We start from the raw sequence: 18,427 nt of genomic DNA, 5'->3' as shown, positions 1-18,427 counted from the left end.
GCCGAACCCTTCAGCTCAGCAGGGCCCGTCCGTACCAGTCATCGGCATCCCGTACTCCTGGCAGAGCGTAGAAGTAACCACCCCCGAAAGGGGAGATGTAGTCGGTGAGGGGTTCGCCCGCGAGGCGCTGCTGCACGGTCTTGAACTGCCGTGCCAGGTCCTGCTGGTAGCAGCCGAAGACCAGGCCCATGTCGAGGTTGCCGTTGCCGTCCATGCCGCGGTCGTAGTTGTAGGCGCGGCGCAGGATCCGGTTCCGGTCGGTGTCCGCGGTGCGCGGGTTGGCCAGCCGGATGTGGCTGTCGAGCGGGATGACGTCGCCCTTGGGGTCCTGCGGGTACTGGGGCGTGTCGTGCTCGTGGTCGCCGTCCAGCGGGGCCCCGCTGTCCCGGCTGCGCCCGAACATCCGCTCCTGCTCGGTGAGCGAGACCCGGTCCCAGAACTCCACCAGCATCCGGATCAGCCGGAAGACCTGGTAGCTGCCGCCGGCCGCCCACCCGGGCTCGCCGGACGCGGGCCCCGCCCACACCAGCCGCTCCATGCTGCGCCGGTCGGACGTGTCGGGGTTGGCGATGCCGTCCTTGAACCCCATGTGGTTGCGCGGGGCGCCGCTGGGCCGCGACGGTGACGAGAACCCGTCGATCCGCCAGCGGACCTGGAGGCCTCCGCGGGTCTGCCGGGTGATGTCGCGCAGCGCGTGCAGCACCGTGTCCTGGCTGTCCGCGCAGAGTTGCAGGCTGAGGTCTCCGCCGCACCAGGCCGGGTCGAGGTCGTCGTCCTCGAACGGCTCCATCGGCGTCAGCCGCCGCGGTGCCGCCTTCGCCAGGCCGTAGCGGTCGTCGAAGAGCGAGGCGCCCACGCCCACGGTCACCATCAGGCCGCCGGGCGGCACCTCGGGGCCCAGCGTGCCGGAGTCGGTCGGCGGGGCGGTGATGCCGGCCGGCTGCGGGGCTCCCCCGGCGGTCAGGAACCGGGCGCGGCCGGTGAGGGTCCGCAGCAGGTCGGCGAGGTCGGCGCGGCCGTCCGCGGTCACGTCGAAGGAGACCACGGCGCTGTTGCGGCGGGGCGCGGTGAGGATGGCGTTCTGGTGGGCGCCGTGGAAGGGGACCCGCGGCGGCGCGGCGCCGGCCGCCGTGCCGTCCGATCCCGCGTCCGCCGCCTGGCCCGCGACCAGGCCCACGGCTCCGGCCGCGCCGATGGTGCCCGCGACGGCCGCGCCGCGCAGGAAGCCCCGGCGGGACCGGGCGCCGGGTGCCGGGGTGCGTTCGGCACCGGTCGCGCCGGTGGCCTTCGCGGTGCCGGCGGCCGCGGCGCCCGCCCCGGGTGCCGCCTCCTCGCCGATGCCGGCGGGAGCGGTGTTCTCGCCGGACACGGGACGGTCCGTACCGTCGGCCGTGGTCATGCCGTCCTCCGTACGTCACAGATGGCCGCGATGTCGGCCAGGCGTTCCAGGGCGTCGCCGGCGGCGGCGTTGATCTGCTCGCGGTCCGTGCGGCTCAGGTCCTTCAGGGGGGTCCAGCTCCCGCCCCGGTGCTGGGCGTCGAGCACCTTCTGCAGGTGCGCCAGGGAGGCGTCCAGCTGGTCGAGGTGCGGGTAGCGGGTGCGCAGCAGCGGGTGGAGCCGGCTGAGCACGGCACGGGTGCCGTCCAGGTTGGCGCGGGCGGTAGCGAGGTTGGTGCCGCTGCCGTAGTCGGTGCGCCCCGTCAGCTCGAACTGGAGGGTGTTCTCCAGGATCTCGTGGGCGCGCAGGCCGAGGTCGGCCGGGTCCATCCGCTCGGACGCCCAGCTGTCGCGCAGGGCGTGCACGTCCTTGGCGAGGCGGTCGGCGACGGGCCGCAGGGACGCGGCGGACTCGCCGTGCCACAGCCCCTGTTCGAGCCGGTGGAAGCCGGTGAAGCCGGGGTCCTTCACACCGTCGGGCAGGCCCGCGTCGGTGCCGTTGATCGCCCCGTCGGCGTCGCCGAAGGTACCGTACGCGGCGCCCATCCGCTCGTACACGAGGTGCGCCTTCAGCCAGGCGGTGCGGGCCGCGGCCAGGTCGCCCGAGCGCACCGTGGAGCGCAGCGCCCCGGTGGCGTCGTCGAGGTCGGCCATCCGCCCGCCGATCCACTTCTGGTAGTCGAGCGTGGGCGGGATGAGCTCGTGCTGGTCGACGGGGACCGCGGCGGGGTTGGAGTCGTGCGCGGTGCCGCCGATGTGCACGACGGGCCCGGTGACGGCGGCGGCGTCGTCCGGCAGGCAGCGGAAGCGGTAGGTGCCGGCGCCCAGGCGGGCGCTCATCGGACGGGTGGTGCCGGGGGCGAGGCCCTCGACCTCGCCGTACACGGCACCGGAACGGGCGTCGACCAGGTGCACCTCGGCGGGGCGGTCCATGGTGTTGTGCATGGCGAAGACCTGGGTGCCGCCGTGCGGGCTGCTCCAGCCCTGGCCGCAGGTGCCCAACGAGACCTGGATCTCGGTGCCCGCGGAGGGCGCCCCGCCCTTGCCGTCGTTCGAACCGGAACCCGAGACGAGGGTGACGGTGCCGGCGATCACGCCCGCGACCACGACGGCCGCCGCCGGCGCCAGCCACCGACCCCGCCCCTGCCACCACGGGCGCCCCGGTGGCTGCTCGTCGGACGCCTCGGACATCGCAGTTCTCCATTCGCTCCATCGGGCGGAACTCCGCGGACCCGGATGCGGCCGCGCGTCCGTCCGCGCAGCGCGGCCACGCGACATGGCCGCGCCCCGCACGCGCTCCGGGGCGCGCGCCGCGGTCCATCATGTCGCGGCCTCATGGAGGACCGACAGCCGCCTGCCGCCCTCGCCGGTTCCGCCCGGTCGTTCGTCTGATCCACCCGGACCCCGCCTGCGGGGTCCGGCCCGGGACCGCCCCCGGTCATAACGGTGGCGCCCGCCCTCATCACAAGCGCAGCCGACACCGCTCCGGCGAACATCGGGAAACCCCTGGGTGACTCACCGGCGAACAGATCCTCTCGTACGACCGGGTCCCGTGCGGCCGGGTCCGGGGCAGGAGCCGCCGACGGCGCCTACGCCGCCCCGGCGTCCGCGAGGGCCGCGAGCACGTCGGCCTTGCGCGGGGCGCCCGAGGCGCGGCTCACGATCCGCCCCGAGCGGTCGAGGACCAGGACCGTCGGCGTCCTGAAGACACGCAGCTCGCGGGCGAGGTCGAGGCGCTCCGCCGCGTCCAGCTCCACCCGGCCCACTCCGGGGAGGGTGTCGGCGATCTCGGTGAGGGTGCGCCGGGTGGCACGGCAGGGCTGGCAGTAGGCGCTGGAGAACTGCACGAGGGTGGCGCGCTCCCCCAGGTCCTGACCCAGCTGCGCGGCACCGAGGCGGGGCCCGCCCGCGCCGCCGCGGGGCCGCAGCCGGCCGTCCGCGCGTCGGTGCAGCACGCCGAAGACCGCGGCGGCGAGGAGCACCGCCACGCAGACCACAAGTCCCGTCGATGTCATGTCCGACACAGCGTTCACAAGACTGCAAGGTATTCCTCGGTCGCAAATCCGCCCAGTGGCTGGATCCTGGTTGCATGGACATCGACACCCGCGGTCCCCGATTCGGTGCGACCGTCACGACCGTCGTCCTCGCGGCCGTCCTCGTCACCGGCAGTTCGGCCCTGCTCGGCTGGCAGGCCCTGTGCTTCGCGGTCGGAGCCGCGGCGGGGGTGCAGAAGTCGCCCTACGGGCTGCTCTTCCGGGCAGTCGTACGGCCGCGGCTCGGCCCGCCGTCCGACGTCGAGCCGCCCGCTCCCCCGCAGTTCGCGCAGGCCGTGGGGCTCGTCTTCGCTCTGCTCGGCCTGGTCGGCTACCTGTGGGGGCCGGCGTGGCTGGGGCTGGCGGCCACCGGGTGCGCGCTCGCCGCCGCGTTCCTGAACGCCGCGTTCGGCTACTGCCTGGGCTGCGAGATGTACCTGCTGCTGCGCCGGGTGCCGCTGGCCTCGCGCTGAGCCGCCTCGCCGGCGTGACGTCAACCCGCTGCCTTTGCTGACGTGACGTCAACCCGGCTCCCCGGGTGCGCCGCGCGAGCGGGGCTACCCGGGGGCGCACCCTCTTCAAGTCCCCCGTGACATCGGCCGAGTTGACGCCCGTCAACCCTGTTCACGCCACTGCAACGCAATCGCCTCGACAGGCGGGCCCGGCTGCTGGCAACCTCCCGCCATGTACACCGCCGCCCGCTCCACCGTTCCGGCACTGCTGGCCGGGCTCCTCGTCGTCCTCGCCGCCTGCGCCCCCGAGCCCGACGCGTCCGGCGAGCAGGGAGGCAAGGGGTCCGCCTCCGCATCCGCCGCCTCCTGCGCCAAGAGCGCCCTCGCCACCAAGACGAAGGGCAGGCTGACCGTCGGCACCGACAAGCCCGCCTACGCACCCTGGTTCCAGGACGACAACCCGGCGGGCGGCAAGGGCTTCGAGTCCGCGGTCGCCTACGCCGTCGCCCGCGCCCTCGGGTTCGGCAGCGGCCAGGTCGTCTGGCAGACCGTGCCGTTCAACAACGCGTACGCGCCCGGGAGGAAGACCTTCGACTTCGACGTCAACCAGGTCTCCATCAGCGACGCCCGCAAGCAGGCCGTGGACTTCTCCTCCGGCTACTACACCGTGCGGCAGGCGGTCGTGACGCTGAAGAAGTCGCGCTTCGCGCACGTGACCACCGCCGCCGGGCTCAAGGACGCGAAGATCGGCGCGCAGATCGGCACCACCAGCCTCGACGCCGTCGAGGCCCGCATCAAGCCGGTGCACAAGCCAGCCGTCTTCCAGAAGAGCGACTACGTGAAGGAAGCCCTGCGCAACGGCCAGGTGGATGCCGTCGTCCTCGACCTGCCGACCGCCTTCTACATCACCTCCGCCGAGATCCCGGAGGCGACCGTCGCCGGGCAGTTCCCGGACACGTCCGGCAAGGCCGAGCAGTTCGGGCTCGTCCTGGACAAGGGCAGCCCCCTCAGCGCCTGCGTCACCAAGGCCGTCGACGGGCTGCGCGAGGACGGCACGCTGGCCGGCCTGGAGAAGAAGTGGCTCGCCGACGCGGTGTCCGCGCCGGTGCTGAAGTGACCGCCGAGTCCGCGCCGCCGGGAGCCGCGGACCGGGACACCGGCGCCGCGGACGGCTACGCGCCCTCGGCCCGGCGGCTGGAGCGCGAGCGGTACAAGCGGGCGAGGGCCCTCAGGTCCACCGCCGTCGCCGCGGTGTCCACGGCGGTGACGGCGGTACTGCTCTACCTGCTCGTCACCGGCTCCCCCGGCTGGCAGCGCACCCGCGAGACGTTCTTCAACGCCAGGTACGCGCGCATCGCCCTGCCGGACGTGCTCCGCGGGCTGCTGCTCAACATCGAGTTGCTCGCGGTGTGCGGGTGCTGCGTGCTGGTGCTCGGGATGCTGCTGGCCGTCACGCGCACCCTGCGCGGCCCGGTGTTCTTCCCCCTGCGGGCGCTGGCCATCGCGTACACGGACTTCTTCCGGGGGCTGCCGCTGATCATCTGCCTGCTGATGATCGTCTTCGGGGTGCCGGCACTGCGGCTCCAGGGGGTCACCACGAACCCGGTGCTGCTCGGCGGCACCGCGCTCGTCCTCACGTACTCCGCGTACGTGGCCGAGGTGTTCCGCGCGGGCATCGAGTCCGTGCACCCCTCGCAGCGCGCGGCGGCCCGCTCGCTGGGCCTGTCGGGTGCGCAGACGCTGCGGTACGTGGTGCTGCCGCAGGCCGTGCGGCGGGTGGTGCCGCCGCTCCTGAACGACCTGGTCTCGCTCCAGAAGGACACCGGCCTCGTCTCCATCGCCGGCGCCGTGGACGCCGTGTACGCGGCGCAGATCATCGCGGGCAAGGACTTCAACTACACGCCGTACGTGGTCGCGGGCCTGGTCTTCGTCGCGCTGACCATCCCGATGACGCGCTTCACCGACTGGGTCACGGGCCGCCTCGACCGCAGGCGCGACCAGGGAGGAACCGTATGAGCGGGTCGGCCACGCAGCCGGACACACCGCCGCACGCACCGGCGGAGGCCGCCGCGGACCAGGTGTCCGCCCTTCCCGTGCTGCGCCTGGACTCGGTGCGCAAGACGTACGGGTCGGCACGCGGCGCGCACGGATGGCTGCGCGGGGCGTCCGCGGCGTCCACGGCGGAGGGGAAGGAGCACGGCCGGGAGCACCGCGTGGTGCTGCGGGATGTCTCGCTGGCGGTGCCGCAGCACACCGTCACCGCCCTGATCGGCGCCTCCGGCTCCGGGAAGTCGACGCTGCTGCGCTGCGCCAACCTCCTGGAGGAGATCGACGACGGCGCCATCTACCTGGACGGCGAGGAGATCACCGATCCGCGGGCCGACGCCGACGCGGTGCGCCGCAGGATCGGTGTGGTGTTCCAGTCGTACAACCTCTTCCCGCACATGACCGTCCTGGAGAACGTCACCCTCGCCCCGCGCCGGGTGCTGGGCGCCGGGCGCGAGGAGGCGGAGGAGCGGGCGCGCGCGCTGCTCGGCCGGCTGGGGCTCGCCGACAAGGCGCTCGAGTACCCCGACCGGCTCAGCGGCGGCCAGCAGCAGCGCGCCGCGATCGTCCGCGCACTCGCCGTGCGCCCCCGGCTGCTGCTGCTCGACGAGATCACGGCGGCGCTCGACCCCGAGCTGGTCGGCGAGGTGCTGGGTGTCGTGCGGGGCCTGAAGGACGAGGGCATGACGATGGTGCTGGCCACCCACGAGATGGGCTTCGCGCGGACCGTCGCCGACCAGGTGTGCTTCCTGGACGACGGGGTGGTGTGCGAGCGGGGCACCCCCGAGCAGGTCTTCGGCGATCCGCGCGAGGAACGCACCCGCCGCTTCCTGCGGCGGATCACGGAGGCGGGGCGGCTCTAGGGGACGGGCGCGGTTGCCGCGGTGGGTCCGGGGGCCGCCCGTTGCCGGGTCGCCCGCCCCCGCCGGACTGGGGCCCCGCCCGGCCGGGCGCCCTGCCCGGCCTGATCGCCTACCCGGCCTGGTGCGCTGCCCGTCCGGCGCCTCACCGGCCCCGTGGACGGTGTCGTGCTCCGGAGTCCGAGCGCGTTACCCTTCGGCCTCGTAGCAATCGGCGCAAATAGCCGATAATGGGCGATAAGGACCGAAAACCCACCCCCGATCCATGGTGACCAGGCATGGCCCACCCCTCCAAAGGCGACGCGCGCGGACGGCGCGGGTCTCCGGTCGCTCCTGTCTTCGGTGACATGGCCACGGCGCTCGTGGACGAGGCCGGGCGGATCTCGGGGTGGTCGGAGGGGATGCGGCAGCTCGTCGGGCGCAGCGCCGAGGAGGCCCTGGGGCGGCCCGTGGAGTCCCTGCTCCAGCCCGCGGGCGACCCCGCCATCCCGGAGGTGGAGAGCGGCGACATGCCGGACGTGCCCTGGCTGCGCTTCCTCGCGGCCAGCGGATGCGTGCAGCAGTCCGCCCCGGGCGGGCGCTGGGCGTGCGTGGTCCAGGTGCAGGGCGACGAGGGGCGCGGCACGCCGGTGGCGATGGAGGTCTCCCCGATGGCCGGGGCCGGCGGCAGCACCGCCTGGCTGCTGTCGGCCGTGGAGCTCTCCATCTCGGGCACGTCAGGAACCAACGGCTTCCCGCTGCTGCGGATCCTCATGGAGCGCTCCCCGATCGCGCTCGCCCTCTGGGACACCGATCTCAACTGCATCTGGGTGAACGCGGCCGCCGCCGAGGCCGGCGGGATGGCCAGCCGCCGGGTCGGCAAGCCCCTGTCGAAGGCGGCGGCACTCGGTTTCGACCTCTCGGCGATCGCGCCGGTCATGCAGCGCGTCCTGGAGAACGGCACACCGATGATCGACCTGGAGGTGCGCCGCTCCGGCCTCGACGGGCAGGAGAGCGCCCTGTCGGCGTCCGTCTTCCGGCTCGACGGGCCCGACGGCACCCCGCAGGGCCTGTGCACGGTCGGCATCGACGTGAGCGACAGCCTCGCGCGCCGGCGGCTGGCACTGCTGAACAGGGCCGCCACGGTGGTCGGCACCACCCTCGACACCCTCACGACCGCCCAGGAGCTCGCGGACATCGCGATCCCCGGCCTGGCGGACTTCGCCACCGTCGACCTCGCCGACTGGATCCCGATCGGCGAGATCCCCCGGGAGCGCCCGGGAGGCGGCTCCTACGGCAGCGGGCCGCTCTTCCGGCGGGCCGGGATGGCGTCGATCCACAAGGACGTCCCCGAGGCCGTCTTCTCACCCGGCCAGATGGTGTACCAGCCGCCCTCCTCGCCCATGGTCAAGCCACTCCTGACCGGCGAGTCGCACTTCGAGCCGGAGCTCGACCGGACCCGCTACTGGCTCACCGAGGACCCGGCCCGCGCCACGATGATCCGCGACACCGGCATGCACTCGGCCATGTTCGTGCCGCTGAAGGCGCGCGGCGCGATCCTCGGCGTCGCGGTCTTCATCCGCGCGGAGAACCCGGTGCCGTTCACCCGTGACGACCTGCTGCTCGCCGAGGAGCTGGCGACGCGGGCGGCCCTGAGCCTGGACAACGCCCGCCAGTACTCCCGCGAGCGCAACGCCGCACTCGCGCTCCAGCGGGACCTGCTGCCGCGCCGGCTCAGCGGCGGGCCCGGCCTGGAGGTCGCCTCGCGCTATCTGCCGACGGACAAGCACGAGGGCGTGGGAGGCGACTGGTACGACGTCATCCCGCTCTCCCGGGGCCGGGTGGCCCTGGTCGTGGGGGACGTGGTGGGCCACGGGATCAACGCGGCCGCCGCGATGGGCCGGCTGCGCACGGCCGTGCACACCCTGGCGGCCATGGACCTGCCGCCGAACCGGCTGCTCGCCCAGCTCGACCGGGTCGCTCTGAACCTCTCCGAGGAGGCCGACGACCGGAACCCGTCCGGCATCCCCAGCCTGGCCGCCACCTGCGCCTACGCGATGTACGACCCGGCGACCCGGATCTGCACGCTGGCCCGGGCGGGGCACCCGCCGCCCGCTCTGGTCTCCCCGGAGGGCGACGTCGTCTTCCCCGAGGTGCCGACCGGCGGGCCCGTCGGCTGGGGGCTCGCCACGTACGAGTCCGCCGAGATCGAGCTGGCGGAGGGCAGCAAGATCGCGCTGTTCACCGACGGCCTGATCGAGAGCCGCAAGGACGACATCGACACCGGCCTCACCCGGCTCGCCGAGGCCCTGCGGCACAGGTGCCGCACGTTGGACGAGTGCTGCGCCCACGTCATCAGGACCATGCTGCGCAGCGCCACGCCCGAGGACGACGTCTCCCTGCTCATCGCGCTCACCCGGGCACCGACCGCGCCGGGCGCCCCGCCCTTCCGGCGGTGGCACACGCGCTGAGCGGCCCGGCATCCAGCTATTGACAACGACAATCATTATCACTTATCCTGCCGCCATGGCACGCAACGAACTACGCCCCGTCGTCAAGGTGCGCTCCACAGCGCAAACCGGGTACACGTACACAACAAGGAAGAACCGCCGAAACGATCCCGACCGCCTGGTCCTGCGCAAGTACGACCCGGTGGTCCGCCGGCACGTCGACTTCCGCGAGGAGCGCTGACGCCCGAGCGCGCCGGACCCCCCGAAGAGTCCCGAGCGCATCGAAGGAGGACCATGAAGTCCGGAATCCACCCGGCCTACGGCCCCGTCGTGTTCCGCGACAGGGCTGCCGGCTTCGCCTTCCTCACCCGCTCCACGCTGTCCAGCGACCGCACCATGGAGTGGGAGGACGGCAACGTCTACCCCGTGGTCGACGTGGAGATCTCCTCCGCGAGCCACCCCTTCTACACCGGCACCGCACGCGTGCTGGACACCGCCGGCCGCGTCGAGCGCTTCGAGCGCCGCTACGGCCGCCGCGAGGGCCGCTGACAGCGGCATGACCCCGGCAGCCGGGCGCCGGGGATCCTCTCCGGGCGCCAGGGGAATTCCCCGGCGCCCGCCCGGCCGCTCCCCACGCGTTCGCCGACGCCCCTCCCCCGCATGCGCGCCGCCCGGCCATGGGTGCTGAGGCGGCCTGCGCCGTAGTGCTGTTTCATGGACCGCATGTGATCTGCGACGATCGTCATGCCTCTGCTTTTCATGGCTGCTTTTCACGGCGAACGGGAGGAGCCCGGTGGACGCGGCAACCTGGGGCCTCATCATCGCGACCTTCGTCGCCTGCTTCGTGGAGATGGTCGAGGCGACGACGATCGTCATGGCGATGGGCTACACCCGCGGCTGGCGCTCGGCCCTGACCGGAGTGGCGGCCGCCCTCGCCGTGCTCGCGGTGGTCACGTCGATCGCCGGGTACGCGCTCGGGCACTGGTTCCCCGAAGCGGCCCTCCAGCTGGTCATCGGCGGTCTGCTCCTGATCTTCGGCATGCAGTGGCTGAGGAAGGCGATCCTGCGCTCCTCGGGCCGCAAGGCCGTCCGCGACGAGGACGCGGCCTACCGCAGGGGGGTCGAGGCGGCCGAGGCCGCCGAGCGAGGCGCCGGCGGACTGGACATGTTCTCCTTCATGGTCTCCTTCAAGGGCGTCTTCCTCGAAGGCATGGAGGTCGTCTTCATCGTGATCACCTTCGGCCTCAACGCGGACAACGTCCCCGCCGCCGGCGTCGGCGCCGCGGCCGCGGTCGTGGCCGTGCTCGGCATCGCGTTCGCGGTGCGCCGGCCCCTGTCGATGATCGACGAGAACCTGCTCAAGTACGGCGTCGGTCTGCTGCTCGCCTCGTTCGGCACGTACTGGGCGGTGGGCGGCATCGGCATCTTCCGTGCCGGGCACGAGAGCATCCGGTGGCCGGGCGGGGACGTGTCCATCCTCGCGCTGCTGGTCGCGTGGTTCCTGCTGAGCCGGCTGTTCGTACGGGTCCTGCGCACCACCCCCGAGCCGCCGGCTCCCGCCGGTTCGCCCGAGCCGATCGAGGAGAGGGCGGGATGAGGTTCCTGAAGTCCTTCGGGCGGTTCTGGTACGACTTCATCGTCGGTGACGACTGGAAGATCGCGGTCGCCGTGGTGCTGTCCCTGGCCGTGCTGGTGACCGCCGTCGCACTCGGCCTCTTCGGGGACGCCGGTCTTGCCGTACTGGGCGGTGTCCTGGTGATGGTGGCCTTCTCCATCAGCCTGGTGATCGACGTACGGCGCGACAAGTCCTGATCGACGCGGCGTTCGTCCCCTCGTGCCGTCTCTTGTGCCGTCCGGCTCCCCGCTTCCCGGCTCTCGGCCCACCCGTACGATCATCGGGACCGGAGCAACGGCCCGTGCCGGTGCGGAGCACGCCGGGCCCGAGTATCGAAAGCAGGCAGTCACATGGTCACGGAGATCGCGCAGATCGAGGTTCACCCGGGCAGTGAGGAGGAGTTCGAGCGGGCGGTGGCCCAGGCCGTACCCCTCTTCTCCTCGGCCGAGGGCTGCCACGGCGTGGAGTTGCACCGCAGCGTCGAGTTCCCGCAGCGCTACCGGCTCCTGGTCCGCTGGGAGACCGTCGAGCACCACATGGTGAAGTTCCGCGAGTCCGACGACTTCGGCCGCTGGCGCGCCCTGGTCGGCCCGCACTTCGCCACGCCCCCGCAGGTTGAGCACATCGTCTCCGTCCTGCCCGACGCGACGGTCTGACCTCCGCCGCCGGGTGCGTGACGGTGCCGTCAGAAACCCGCGGCACCGGCTCGCCGGAGCGCCCCTGAGCCGAGGCCCAGGACGGCCACCAGGGCGAGCACACCGGCGCACCCGGCGACCCGGCACCCCTCGATCCGGCCGCCCCCGGCACCCCTCCGTCCAGAGGAATCCACGTCGCAGAGTGACAGCGCCGGTGCCGTCCGGAGCCTCGCTTCCACCGCGCAGGGCTCCGGTGGCCGCCGAATCGTGCTGATGTTCAATGGTGTCCCGGGCTCCCTCGTCTCCCGACCGGCCTGGAGCCCTCGCCGCCAAGGTGCCGTACGCCCCCGGAAATGAGGCCGCAGCGCGTGAGCTCCCGTCCCGTGACCCTCTGGAGCCTGATCCCGGCCGTGTTCCTGCCGGCTCTGATCTTCGAGACGGGGATGGGGGCCCTCGCGCCGGTGCTCGCGCTCAGCGGCAGAGCGCTCGGGGCATCCGTCGGGGGCGCGAGCCTGGTCCTCGCGCTGCTCGGAGTGGGACAGATCCTCGGGGACGTGCCGGCCGGCGCGCTGGCCGCGAGGCTCGGTGACCGCAAGGCGATGATGGTCGCCGCGGGCGTCGCCATGGTCACGCTGGCGGGGTGCGCGCTGGCCCGGAGCGTGTGGCAGCTCGCCCTCGCGGTGACCGCCACCGGCGCGACCAACGCGGTGTTCATCCTGGCCCGGCAGGCCTACCTCACGGAAGCGGTCCCCGTCGGGCTGCGCGCCCGGGCCCTTTCCACGCTCGGCGGCATGTCACGGGTCGGGGCCTTCGTCGGCCCCTTCATCGGCGCCGCGGTCCTCACGGGCCGGCCGATACGGGACATCTACTGGCTGGCGCTGGCGTGCACGGCCATCACCGTCGTGGTCCTGTTCGTCGTGCCCGATGTCGCCGACCCCGCCAAGGCCGCCCGCGGCGGTGCCGCGCCCGCCTCCGTGCGCACCGTCGTACGCCGCCACCGCAGGGTCTTCCTCACCCTCGGCGTCGCCGTCCTCCTGGTGGGCTCGGTCCGGGCGACCCGGCAGACGGTCCTGCCGCTGTGGGCCGAGCACCTGCACCAGAGCCCGTCGTCCACCAGCGTCATCTTCGGCATCGCCGGGCTGATCGACACCCTGACGTTCTACCCCTCGGGGAAGGTCATGGACCGGGCCGGCAGGCTGTGGATCGCGGTGCCCTCGATGCTGGTGCTGGGACTGACCCAGGCCGCCCTGCCGCTCACGCACGGACTGGTCTCGCTGACCGTCGTCGCCATGCTCATGGGGTTCGGCAACGGCATAGGCAGCGGAATCCTGATGACCCTCGGCGCGGACGTGGCACCGCCGGACACCCGCTCGCAGTTCCTCGGCGTCTGGCGGCTGTGCGCCGATTCGGGCAGCGCCGGAGGACCGCTCGTCGTGTCGGCCGCCGCGGCCCTCGGCAGTCTGGCGACCGGAATCGCCGTGATGGGCGGCATGGGGATCGTGGCGGCCGGGGCCCTGCTGCGCTGGGTGCCGCGCTACTCGGAGTTCGCCACCACCGGCACCCGCGGCAGAAGCACGCTGGTCCGGACGGCCGGGCCCCGGGCGCCCGAGAGCCGCCGTTCCCCGGACACGGCGTCCAAACCGAACCTGCGGGACTGAGACCGGCGAGCGGGAGAACCTCGCCGCAATGGCCTCACACATGACGGCCTCACACAGGAAGGCCTCGCCGCCAAGGCCTGGCCGTGAAGCCTCGCTGGGAAGGCCTCACCGCGAGAACCACGGCGGGAGTCCCTGCCGCGAGTCCCCCACCGCGAGAACCCCGCCGCCAGACCCCTGCCGGCAGACCCCTGCCGGCAGACCCCCGACGGTGGACCCCGCCAGCAGACCCCCGACGCCAGACCCCCGATGGCGGACCCCCGACGGTGGACCCCTCCGTGAGAACCCCGGCGGGCACGCGAAGAAAAACCGGCATCCGTGTCATCCGCGAGCCGGGCCGCGGAGTTTGGAGGGGTGGAGACGGTGCCTCACGCCCGTCTACCGCCCATCCGGACCCGAAGGGTCCATGTCTCGCGAGGAGTTATCCGTCCATGACACGGATGCAGAACTGTGTGGCCGCCGTGGCCGTCACCGCCGCGCTGGTGGGGACTCCGGCCGTCGCGTACGCCGCCACGTCCGGCACGGGCACCGCGACCGCGGTGGCCAAGGCCGCCGCCCCCGCACGGGCCCAGGTCTCCGCGGTGGCGAACGCCGCCCGCACGCACGCCCCGACGCCGCGGATCGTCGCCCCCGGTGAGCACGTGACGGCGGCCCCCGGCTTCGAGCTCTGGCTCACCCCCGAGGGCAAGCACTGGTTCACCCCGTCCTCCCCCGAACCGGAGTTCCGCAGCGTGGTGGACGGCAACATAGACCTGAACACCCCCGGCGTCTCGATGCAGGCCGAGATCTCCCCGAGCCAGGCCTACCTGAGCGGCCTGTACTACGGCGGCAAGGGCACGGCCTCCCGCGTCGTGGTCACCACCAAGGCGGGCACCGTGCAGGGCAAGCTCATCGAGCTGGCCGACAACACCGGCTGGGGCGTCTGGTACGCCACCGCCGACTTCGGTCCGGGCGGCACCGACATGGACTTCATCACCGCCATCACCGTGTACGACACCAAGGGCAAGGTCTACGCGCAGCTGAAGATCTGATCCCGGGGGTGGGGGGGCACGCATGGCCCCCCCACCCATCGGCTCCTGACACCCCGCTCAGCCGACCCCGAGGGACCGCGCCAGTGCCGCAGGACGAGACATCCCCAGCCTCCGCCGGGAGCAGCGGCTTCGCCGCTTATTCAGCCGCGGCCTGGCCCCGTCTGGTGCGCACCGCGCACCTGCTCACCGGCGACTTCCACGAGGCCGAGGACCTGGTGCAGACCACGCTGGCCAAGGTGTACGCACGCTGGCAGCACATCCCGGAGGCGGACGTCGACCGCTACGTGCGGCGCTCGCTCGTCAACAACAACCTGAGCCGGTTACGGAAGAGACGCATCATGCACCTGCTGATGCCGTCCCTGCCGGAGAGGGTGCACCAACCGGACGCGGGGCACGCCGAGTCCATCGAGCGGCGGGCCGCGGTCTCCGGTGCGCTCGCCACGCTCTCCGGGCGCCAGCGGACCGTGCTGGTGCTGCGCTTCTGGGAGGATCTCACCGAGGTGGAGATCGCCGATCTGCTGGGCTGCTCGCTCGGCACGGTCAAGACCCATGTCCGGCGGGCCCTCGCGATGCTGCGCACCCACCCCGCCCTCGCCGTCTCCGACCGCCCCCGCCCCGTCACCGGAGCCCGCCGATGAAGCACCCCGACTCCCGGACCGAATCCGGACCCGGAACCGGACTCGAAACCGGACTCGAAACCGAGCGCGACACGACGGACGCCTCGACGGGGCGGCTGCGCGCGGCGCTCACCGAGGCCGCGTACGAGATCACGCCCTCACGGCTGCCGCTGGAGGCCATCGAACGCGACGGCCGCCGGCGCAGGTTCAGGCGCAGGGCGGCTGTGCTGAGCGCCGGATGCGGGCTGCTGCTGGTGCCGCTGGCCGTGGTGGGGCTGTGGGGCCCGGGCTCCGGCGACGCCGACCGCGTCACCTCGCATCCGGCGCCCCCTTCTCCCTCCGCGTCCTCGCGCTCGGTGTCCCCTCCCGCGGCATCCCCGCCCGCCGCGGGCGAGGCGAAGCGGGTGGTCGCGTCCGGCCGGCACACCAGGGTCGCCCCCGGCTTCGAGCTCTGGCTCACCCCCGAGGGCAAGCACTGGTCCACCCCGTCCTCCCCCGAACCGGAGTTCCGCTCCGTCGTCGACGGGAACGTGGGCGTGCAGAGCCCCGGTGTGTCGTTGCAGGCCGAGACCACCTCCGGGCGTTCCTACCTGAGCGGCCTGTACTACGGCGGCAAGGGCACCGCCTCCCGCGTCGTGGTCACCACCAAGGCGGGCACCGTGCAGGGCGGCCTCCTCGAACTGCCCGGTGCCCCGGGCTGGGGAGTCTGGTACGCCACCGGCGACCTCGGACCGCACAGCACCGACATGGACTTCATCACCGCCGTCACCGTCTACGACACCGACGGCAAGGTCTACGCGCAGATGAGGTACTGATCCTCATCGCATGACATGCATCTCCTGACTCTCCGGATGGAAACACATACCGTAAGTCGACGCGCCCTCAAGGCATCTCATTGCCTGCGGAATACCGGAGTGCCTCCGACCGTATCGCAATCCGGGAACCCACCCGCGTTCGGGAACCCATCTGCGTTCACGCGTGGTTGACCGGCCAATCCATTCATTTTCCATTTCGATTGGCCTACCGCGGGTGAATCACCCCATGGGCACGTCAATGGGTGGCCGATACAAGGTTCTTGCCGGTGGCGCGTACGCCGCCGGAACGGCCGATGACGGCGGTGGAGGCCCCCGGGGGCCCCGACCGCGCCGGGCACACGAGGCAGAACCGGGCGCGGAACCGGGCACAGGGCGGGCACGAAGCCCACCCCCGGCCGACCGCCGTCCGGGGTGCGGGCCGGCCGTTCGACCTCGCCCACGGGGCCCCGGAGGGGGTGCCGGTGCCGGACGTGACGACGGCGCCGAAGGGCAGCGGCGAGCCGGACAGGAGTGCTCCGGCACCGCCCGGAAACAGGGTGGATGGCGAAATCCAGCAGGTCAGATGGCCGGCCGGAGCCCGGCCGACTCCGGCCGACGACCTGCCGCCGGGCCCGCCCGGCCGCTCCCTGGGCGGCGCTCCTCCGGATGCCCGCCCGGTTCGGGCGGTCTCGCCGCGGGCCCGAAGGAGGCATCTCGACCAACGGAATCGCCCTCTGACGGAGCCCGCCGCGGGCCGCCGGAGGCCGCCCCGAGGCCGTGCGGCAAGATCATCGCAACACCGCCTGCGGTCCGTACTTCGGACACCGCGGGACCCCTCCGCACCACCTTGCGCACGAGCCCTGGCCGGATCGCCCCCTCGTTCGAGCGCTGTTCGATGGAGTATGTCCGGATACGTACGGACAATCCAGGCACACATTACCAGTCAACCTCCAGGAGAAAATGCGGAATTCAAGGTTCACGGTTGCGGGGGAAAAATCGAATAGATAGAGTCGCGTCGATCGCCGGGATGAGGACCCATCTCCTACGGGAAAAGGAGAGGGCCAAAGTGATCACCTAGGGGGTAGCACGATGGGCGAAGTTCACTTACCTGAGGCGCACCATTTCTCGGATATCAATCCGGGAGACTTGGCGGCAGAACCCTGAACCAGCCCCTCTCGCACCAAGCTCGTCCCGCGCGTTGCCGACGCCGTCAATCGCGCGTGGTTCCGGGCAGACTCCCTCTCTTATGGCGCAAAGCCCGCCTCAGCCGCCGGATGATCCGCGGCCACCCACTCACCTGACCGCCGTACCGACCGGCCGGCGGTTCCATCGGGTGACTGCGGACACGACGCGGCCGACACCTGTGCGACCTCGTGGAACGCTCAATACATTGGTGAACTGATGTGGGGGAATATCAGTGAGCACAATGCTGTTCGCATGCCTTCCTGGCTGCATTCACATGCGATGTCGTTGTGAGGCGCAACGCGCTTAGCTGACGACCGCCGCATTGCGCGGCCGATGAATTCTGCTCGTACCAGCGGATCGGTCTCAGGGCTCCTTTACGCGCCTGTGGCCGGGCTGCCGCTGCGAGCTGGGCGCGGGGTACCGGAGATATGACATCCGTGCGGTGAGGCCGCTGCCGCGAGCCTTGCCGGCCAAAAACGTGAGCGTGGCCGCGGATGCCTTTGAAGTGCCGATACCGCCGCCGCTTCCCATGCGTTCCGCCACGGGGATCCCGCATGCCCGGATACACCCGGCGTATCCACCTGCCTGCGCCTCGTACGACTTCTCGATCCTGGCAGCAACCGGAAAAGGAGTTCTCTGGCTCGTCCAGCAGGGGGTTGCTGCCGCGTGGGGGCGATCAAGTGATCGGTCCCGCTGTCCACTTCACGATCCACAAGGAGAAGATCAGTTATGCCTACGGTGACTGTGGGAACCTCGCGGGTGAAGTACACGGTGACCGGGTCGGGTCCGGCCCTGATGCTGGTGCACGGTGTGGGCAAGGGCGGGCAGGCAGCCTTCGGGCACCTGCTGGAGCAGTTCGCCCGGCGCAACACGGTCATCCTGCCCGACCTGTCCGGCAGCGAGGCCGCCGAGGACGACGGCAGCGACCTGACCATGGAGCAGCTCGCCGACGAGGTCTCCGCCATCATCACCGACGCCGGCAGGGGTCCGGTCGATCTGGTCGGCTTCTCCCTGGGCGGCGCGGTCGTGGCGGCCACCGCCGGTCTGCACCCCGAGCAGGTCCGCCGCCTGGTCCCCATCGGCGGCCTGGTGCAGACCGACCGCTACATGGAGAACCTCATCGGCCTGACCCTCAGCCAGAAGCACGACGCCCTGGCCTTCGGCCGTGTGCTGACCACCACCGCCTTCAGCCCCCGCTTCATCAACACCCTCGACAGCCTTGAGCAGATCGACGAGATGGGCGCCGAGCTGAGCCCCTCCAGCGGACGCATCCGCCAGCTCGAACTCCTCGTGCGCACCGACATCCGCGACCTCGCCGGCAAGGTCGAGGCCGAGAGCCTCGTCATCGGCTGCAACCCCGACGCCGCCGTGCCCACCCACCACTCCCGCGAGCTCGCCGCCGCCATACCGAACGCCACCTACCGCGAATTCGACTCCGGTCACATGGTCCTCGTCGAGAAGCCGACCGAGCTCGTCGACACCATCACCACCTTCATCCACAAGCCCTGACGCACGCCCACAACCCGACCCCCTGTGCCACACCGTGGGCGCGGCCCCTTCCCCGGCCATCACACCGTCACCGGCCGCGCCCACGAAAACCCCGGACATCCACTCCCGAGCGATCGACCGGGGCCCGGC

At 72.1% G+C, this 18,427-nt stretch carries 18 protein-coding genes; 15 read left to right on the top strand and 3 right to left on the bottom strand.

Annotation, left to right across the window (positions count from 1 at the left end; all coding sequences use genetic code 11):
• Positions 1-10 precede the first annotated feature (10 nt).
• From efeB to Sm713_RS30565, 3 genes are all read right to left on the bottom strand, one after another.
• The gene (gene efeB / locus Sm713_RS30575) at positions 11-1,399 is read right to left on the bottom strand and encodes an iron uptake transporter deferrochelatase/peroxidase subunit (RefSeq protein WP_212913215.1); all 1,389 of its coding nucleotides are present in this window, start codon (positions 1,397-1,399) and stop codon (positions 11-13) included.
• Entirely contained in the window at positions 1,396-2,628 is a 1,233-nt protein-coding gene (locus Sm713_RS30570) for an EfeM/EfeO family lipoprotein (protein WP_212913214.1), read from the bottom strand. Before Sm713_RS30570 ends, efeB begins: the two co-directional genes overlap by 4 nt.
• Positions 2,629-3,026: 398 nt before the next feature.
• Complete coding sequence (locus Sm713_RS30565; protein WP_212914958.1) at positions 3,027-3,452, bottom strand: thioredoxin family protein; 426 nt, start codon at positions 3,450-3,452, stop codon at positions 3,027-3,029.
• 74 nt (positions 3,453-3,526) lie between these two features.
• Here Sm713_RS30565 and Sm713_RS30560 point away from each other — a divergent pair, with 74 nt between their 5' ends.
• The 15 genes from Sm713_RS30560 to Sm713_RS30490 all read left to right on the top strand — a co-directional run bounded on the left by Sm713_RS30560 (position 3,527) and on the right by Sm713_RS30490 (position 18,298).
• Positions 3,527-3,943: a DUF4395 domain-containing protein gene (locus Sm713_RS30560; RefSeq protein WP_212913213.1), complete on the top strand. Its 417-nt coding sequence runs from the start codon at positions 3,527-3,529 to the stop codon at positions 3,941-3,943.
• A 211-nt stretch (positions 3,944-4,154) separates the two neighbouring features.
• The gene (locus Sm713_RS30555) at positions 4,155-5,039 is read left to right on the top strand and encodes an ABC transporter substrate-binding protein (protein ID WP_212913212.1); all 885 of its coding nucleotides are present in this window, start codon (positions 4,155-4,157) and stop codon (positions 5,037-5,039) included.
• Positions 5,036-5,938: an amino acid ABC transporter permease gene (locus tag Sm713_RS30550; RefSeq protein WP_212913211.1), complete on the top strand. Its 903-nt coding sequence runs from the start codon at positions 5,036-5,038 to the stop codon at positions 5,936-5,938. The genes Sm713_RS30555 and Sm713_RS30550 overlap by 4 nt, the downstream gene beginning before the upstream one ends.
• Positions 5,935-6,831 carry an amino acid ABC transporter ATP-binding protein gene (locus Sm713_RS30545; protein WP_249416794.1) on the top strand — a complete coding sequence of 299 codons (897 nt, stop codon included), beginning with the start codon at positions 5,935-5,937 and terminating at the stop codon, positions 6,829-6,831. The genes Sm713_RS30550 and Sm713_RS30545 overlap by 4 nt, the downstream gene beginning before the upstream one ends.
• 344 nt (positions 6,832-7,175) lie before the next feature.
• Positions 7,176-9,278 (top strand): SpoIIE family protein phosphatase, encoded by a 2,103-nt coding sequence (locus Sm713_RS30540; protein ID WP_212913210.1) that lies wholly within the window; start codon positions 7,176-7,178, stop codon positions 9,276-9,278.
• Between the two features lie 55 nt (positions 9,279-9,333).
• Complete coding sequence (gene rpmG / locus Sm713_RS30535; RefSeq protein ID WP_212913209.1) at positions 9,334-9,498, top strand: 50S ribosomal protein L33; 165 nt, start codon at positions 9,334-9,336, stop codon at positions 9,496-9,498.
• Between the two features lie 53 nt (positions 9,499-9,551).
• Entirely contained in the window at positions 9,552-9,806 is a 255-nt protein-coding gene (locus Sm713_RS30530) for a type B 50S ribosomal protein L31 (RefSeq protein WP_212913208.1), read from the top strand.
• A gap of 244 nt (positions 9,807-10,050) precedes the next feature.
• On the top strand, positions 10,051-10,854 hold the full coding sequence (locus tag Sm713_RS30525; protein WP_212913207.1) for a COG4280 domain-containing protein: 804 nt from the start codon (positions 10,051-10,053) through the stop codon (positions 10,852-10,854).
• Positions 10,851-11,069 (top strand): hypothetical protein, encoded by a 219-nt coding sequence (locus Sm713_RS30520; RefSeq protein ID WP_212913206.1) that lies wholly within the window; start codon positions 10,851-10,853, stop codon positions 11,067-11,069. Before Sm713_RS30525 ends, Sm713_RS30520 begins: the two co-directional genes overlap by 4 nt.
• Positions 11,070-11,222: 153 nt before the next feature.
• Positions 11,223-11,528, top strand: coding sequence for an antibiotic biosynthesis monooxygenase (locus tag Sm713_RS30515; RefSeq protein WP_212913205.1), 306 nt, complete (start codon positions 11,223-11,225; stop codon positions 11,526-11,528).
• A 347-nt stretch (positions 11,529-11,875) separates the two neighbouring features.
• On the top strand, positions 11,876-13,165 hold the full coding sequence (locus Sm713_RS30510) for an MFS transporter (RefSeq protein WP_212913204.1): 1,290 nt from the start codon (positions 11,876-11,878) through the stop codon (positions 13,163-13,165).
• 428 nt (positions 13,166-13,593) lie between these two features.
• Positions 13,594-14,193: a hypothetical protein gene (locus tag Sm713_RS30505; protein ID WP_308293200.1), complete on the top strand. Its 600-nt coding sequence runs from the start codon at positions 13,594-13,596 to the stop codon at positions 14,191-14,193.
• A gap of 83 nt (positions 14,194-14,276) precedes the next feature.
• Positions 14,277-14,831, top strand: a complete 555-nt coding sequence (locus tag Sm713_RS30500) for a SigE family RNA polymerase sigma factor (protein WP_212913203.1) — start codon at positions 14,277-14,279, stop codon at positions 14,829-14,831.
• Entirely contained in the window at positions 14,828-15,625 is a 798-nt protein-coding gene (locus Sm713_RS30495) for a hypothetical protein (protein ID WP_249416793.1), read from the top strand. Before Sm713_RS30500 ends, Sm713_RS30495 begins: the two co-directional genes overlap by 4 nt.
• A 1,893-nt stretch (positions 15,626-17,518) precedes the next feature.
• Positions 17,519-18,298 (top strand): alpha/beta fold hydrolase, encoded by a 780-nt coding sequence (locus tag Sm713_RS30490; RefSeq protein ID WP_212913202.1) that lies wholly within the window; start codon positions 17,519-17,521, stop codon positions 18,296-18,298.
• The last annotated feature ends 129 nt before the right edge of the window (positions 18,299-18,427 follow it).

The organism is Streptomyces sp. TS71-3 (assembly GCF_018327685.1).
Taxonomy (GTDB): domain Bacteria; phylum Actinomycetota; class Actinomycetes; order Streptomycetales; family Streptomycetaceae; genus Streptomyces.
This window is presented reverse-complemented; position numbering and strand designations above follow the sequence as displayed.

What these genes read in the sequence shown, in the direction of transcription:
- Sm713_RS30555 (WP_212913212.1), top strand. Translation starts at nt 4,155, where the DNA reads ATGTACACCGCCGCCCGCTCCACCGTTCCGGCACTGCTGGCCGGGCTC.
- Sm713_RS30560 (WP_212913213.1), top strand. Translation starts at nt 3,527, where the DNA reads ATGGACATCGACACCCGCGGTCCCCGATTCGGTGCGACCGTCACGACC.
- Sm713_RS30565 (WP_212914958.1), bottom strand. Translation starts at nt 3,452, where the DNA reads ATGACATCGACGGGACTTGTGGTCTGCGTGGCGGTGCTCCTCGCCGCC.
- rpmG (WP_212913209.1), top strand. Translation starts at nt 9,334, where the DNA reads ATGGCACGCAACGAACTACGCCCCGTCGTCAAGGTGCGCTCCACAGCG.
- Sm713_RS30570 (WP_212913214.1), bottom strand. Translation starts at nt 2,628, where the DNA reads ATGTCCGAGGCGTCCGACGAGCAGCCACCGGGGCGCCCGTGGTGGCAG.
- Sm713_RS30540 (WP_212913210.1), top strand. Translation starts at nt 7,176, where the DNA reads ATGGCCACGGCGCTCGTGGACGAGGCCGGGCGGATCTCGGGGTGGTCG.
- Sm713_RS30515 (WP_212913205.1), top strand. Translation starts at nt 11,223, where the DNA reads ATGGTCACGGAGATCGCGCAGATCGAGGTTCACCCGGGCAGTGAGGAG.
- efeB (WP_212913215.1), bottom strand. Translation starts at nt 1,399, where the DNA reads ATGACCACGGCCGACGGTACGGACCGTCCCGTGTCCGGCGAGAACACC.
- Sm713_RS30545 (WP_249416794.1), top strand. Translation starts at nt 5,935, where the DNA reads ATGAGCGGGTCGGCCACGCAGCCGGACACACCGCCGCACGCACCGGCG.
- Sm713_RS30490 (WP_212913202.1), top strand. Translation starts at nt 17,519, where the DNA reads ATGCCTACGGTGACTGTGGGAACCTCGCGGGTGAAGTACACGGTGACC.
- Sm713_RS30505 (WP_308293200.1), top strand. Translation starts at nt 13,594, where the DNA reads ATGACACGGATGCAGAACTGTGTGGCCGCCGTGGCCGTCACCGCCGCG.
- Sm713_RS30530 (WP_212913208.1), top strand. Translation starts at nt 9,552, where the DNA reads ATGAAGTCCGGAATCCACCCGGCCTACGGCCCCGTCGTGTTCCGCGAC.
- Sm713_RS30520 (WP_212913206.1), top strand. Translation starts at nt 10,851, where the DNA reads ATGAGGTTCCTGAAGTCCTTCGGGCGGTTCTGGTACGACTTCATCGTC.
- Sm713_RS30495 (WP_249416793.1), top strand. Translation starts at nt 14,828, where the DNA reads ATGAAGCACCCCGACTCCCGGACCGAATCCGGACCCGGAACCGGACTC.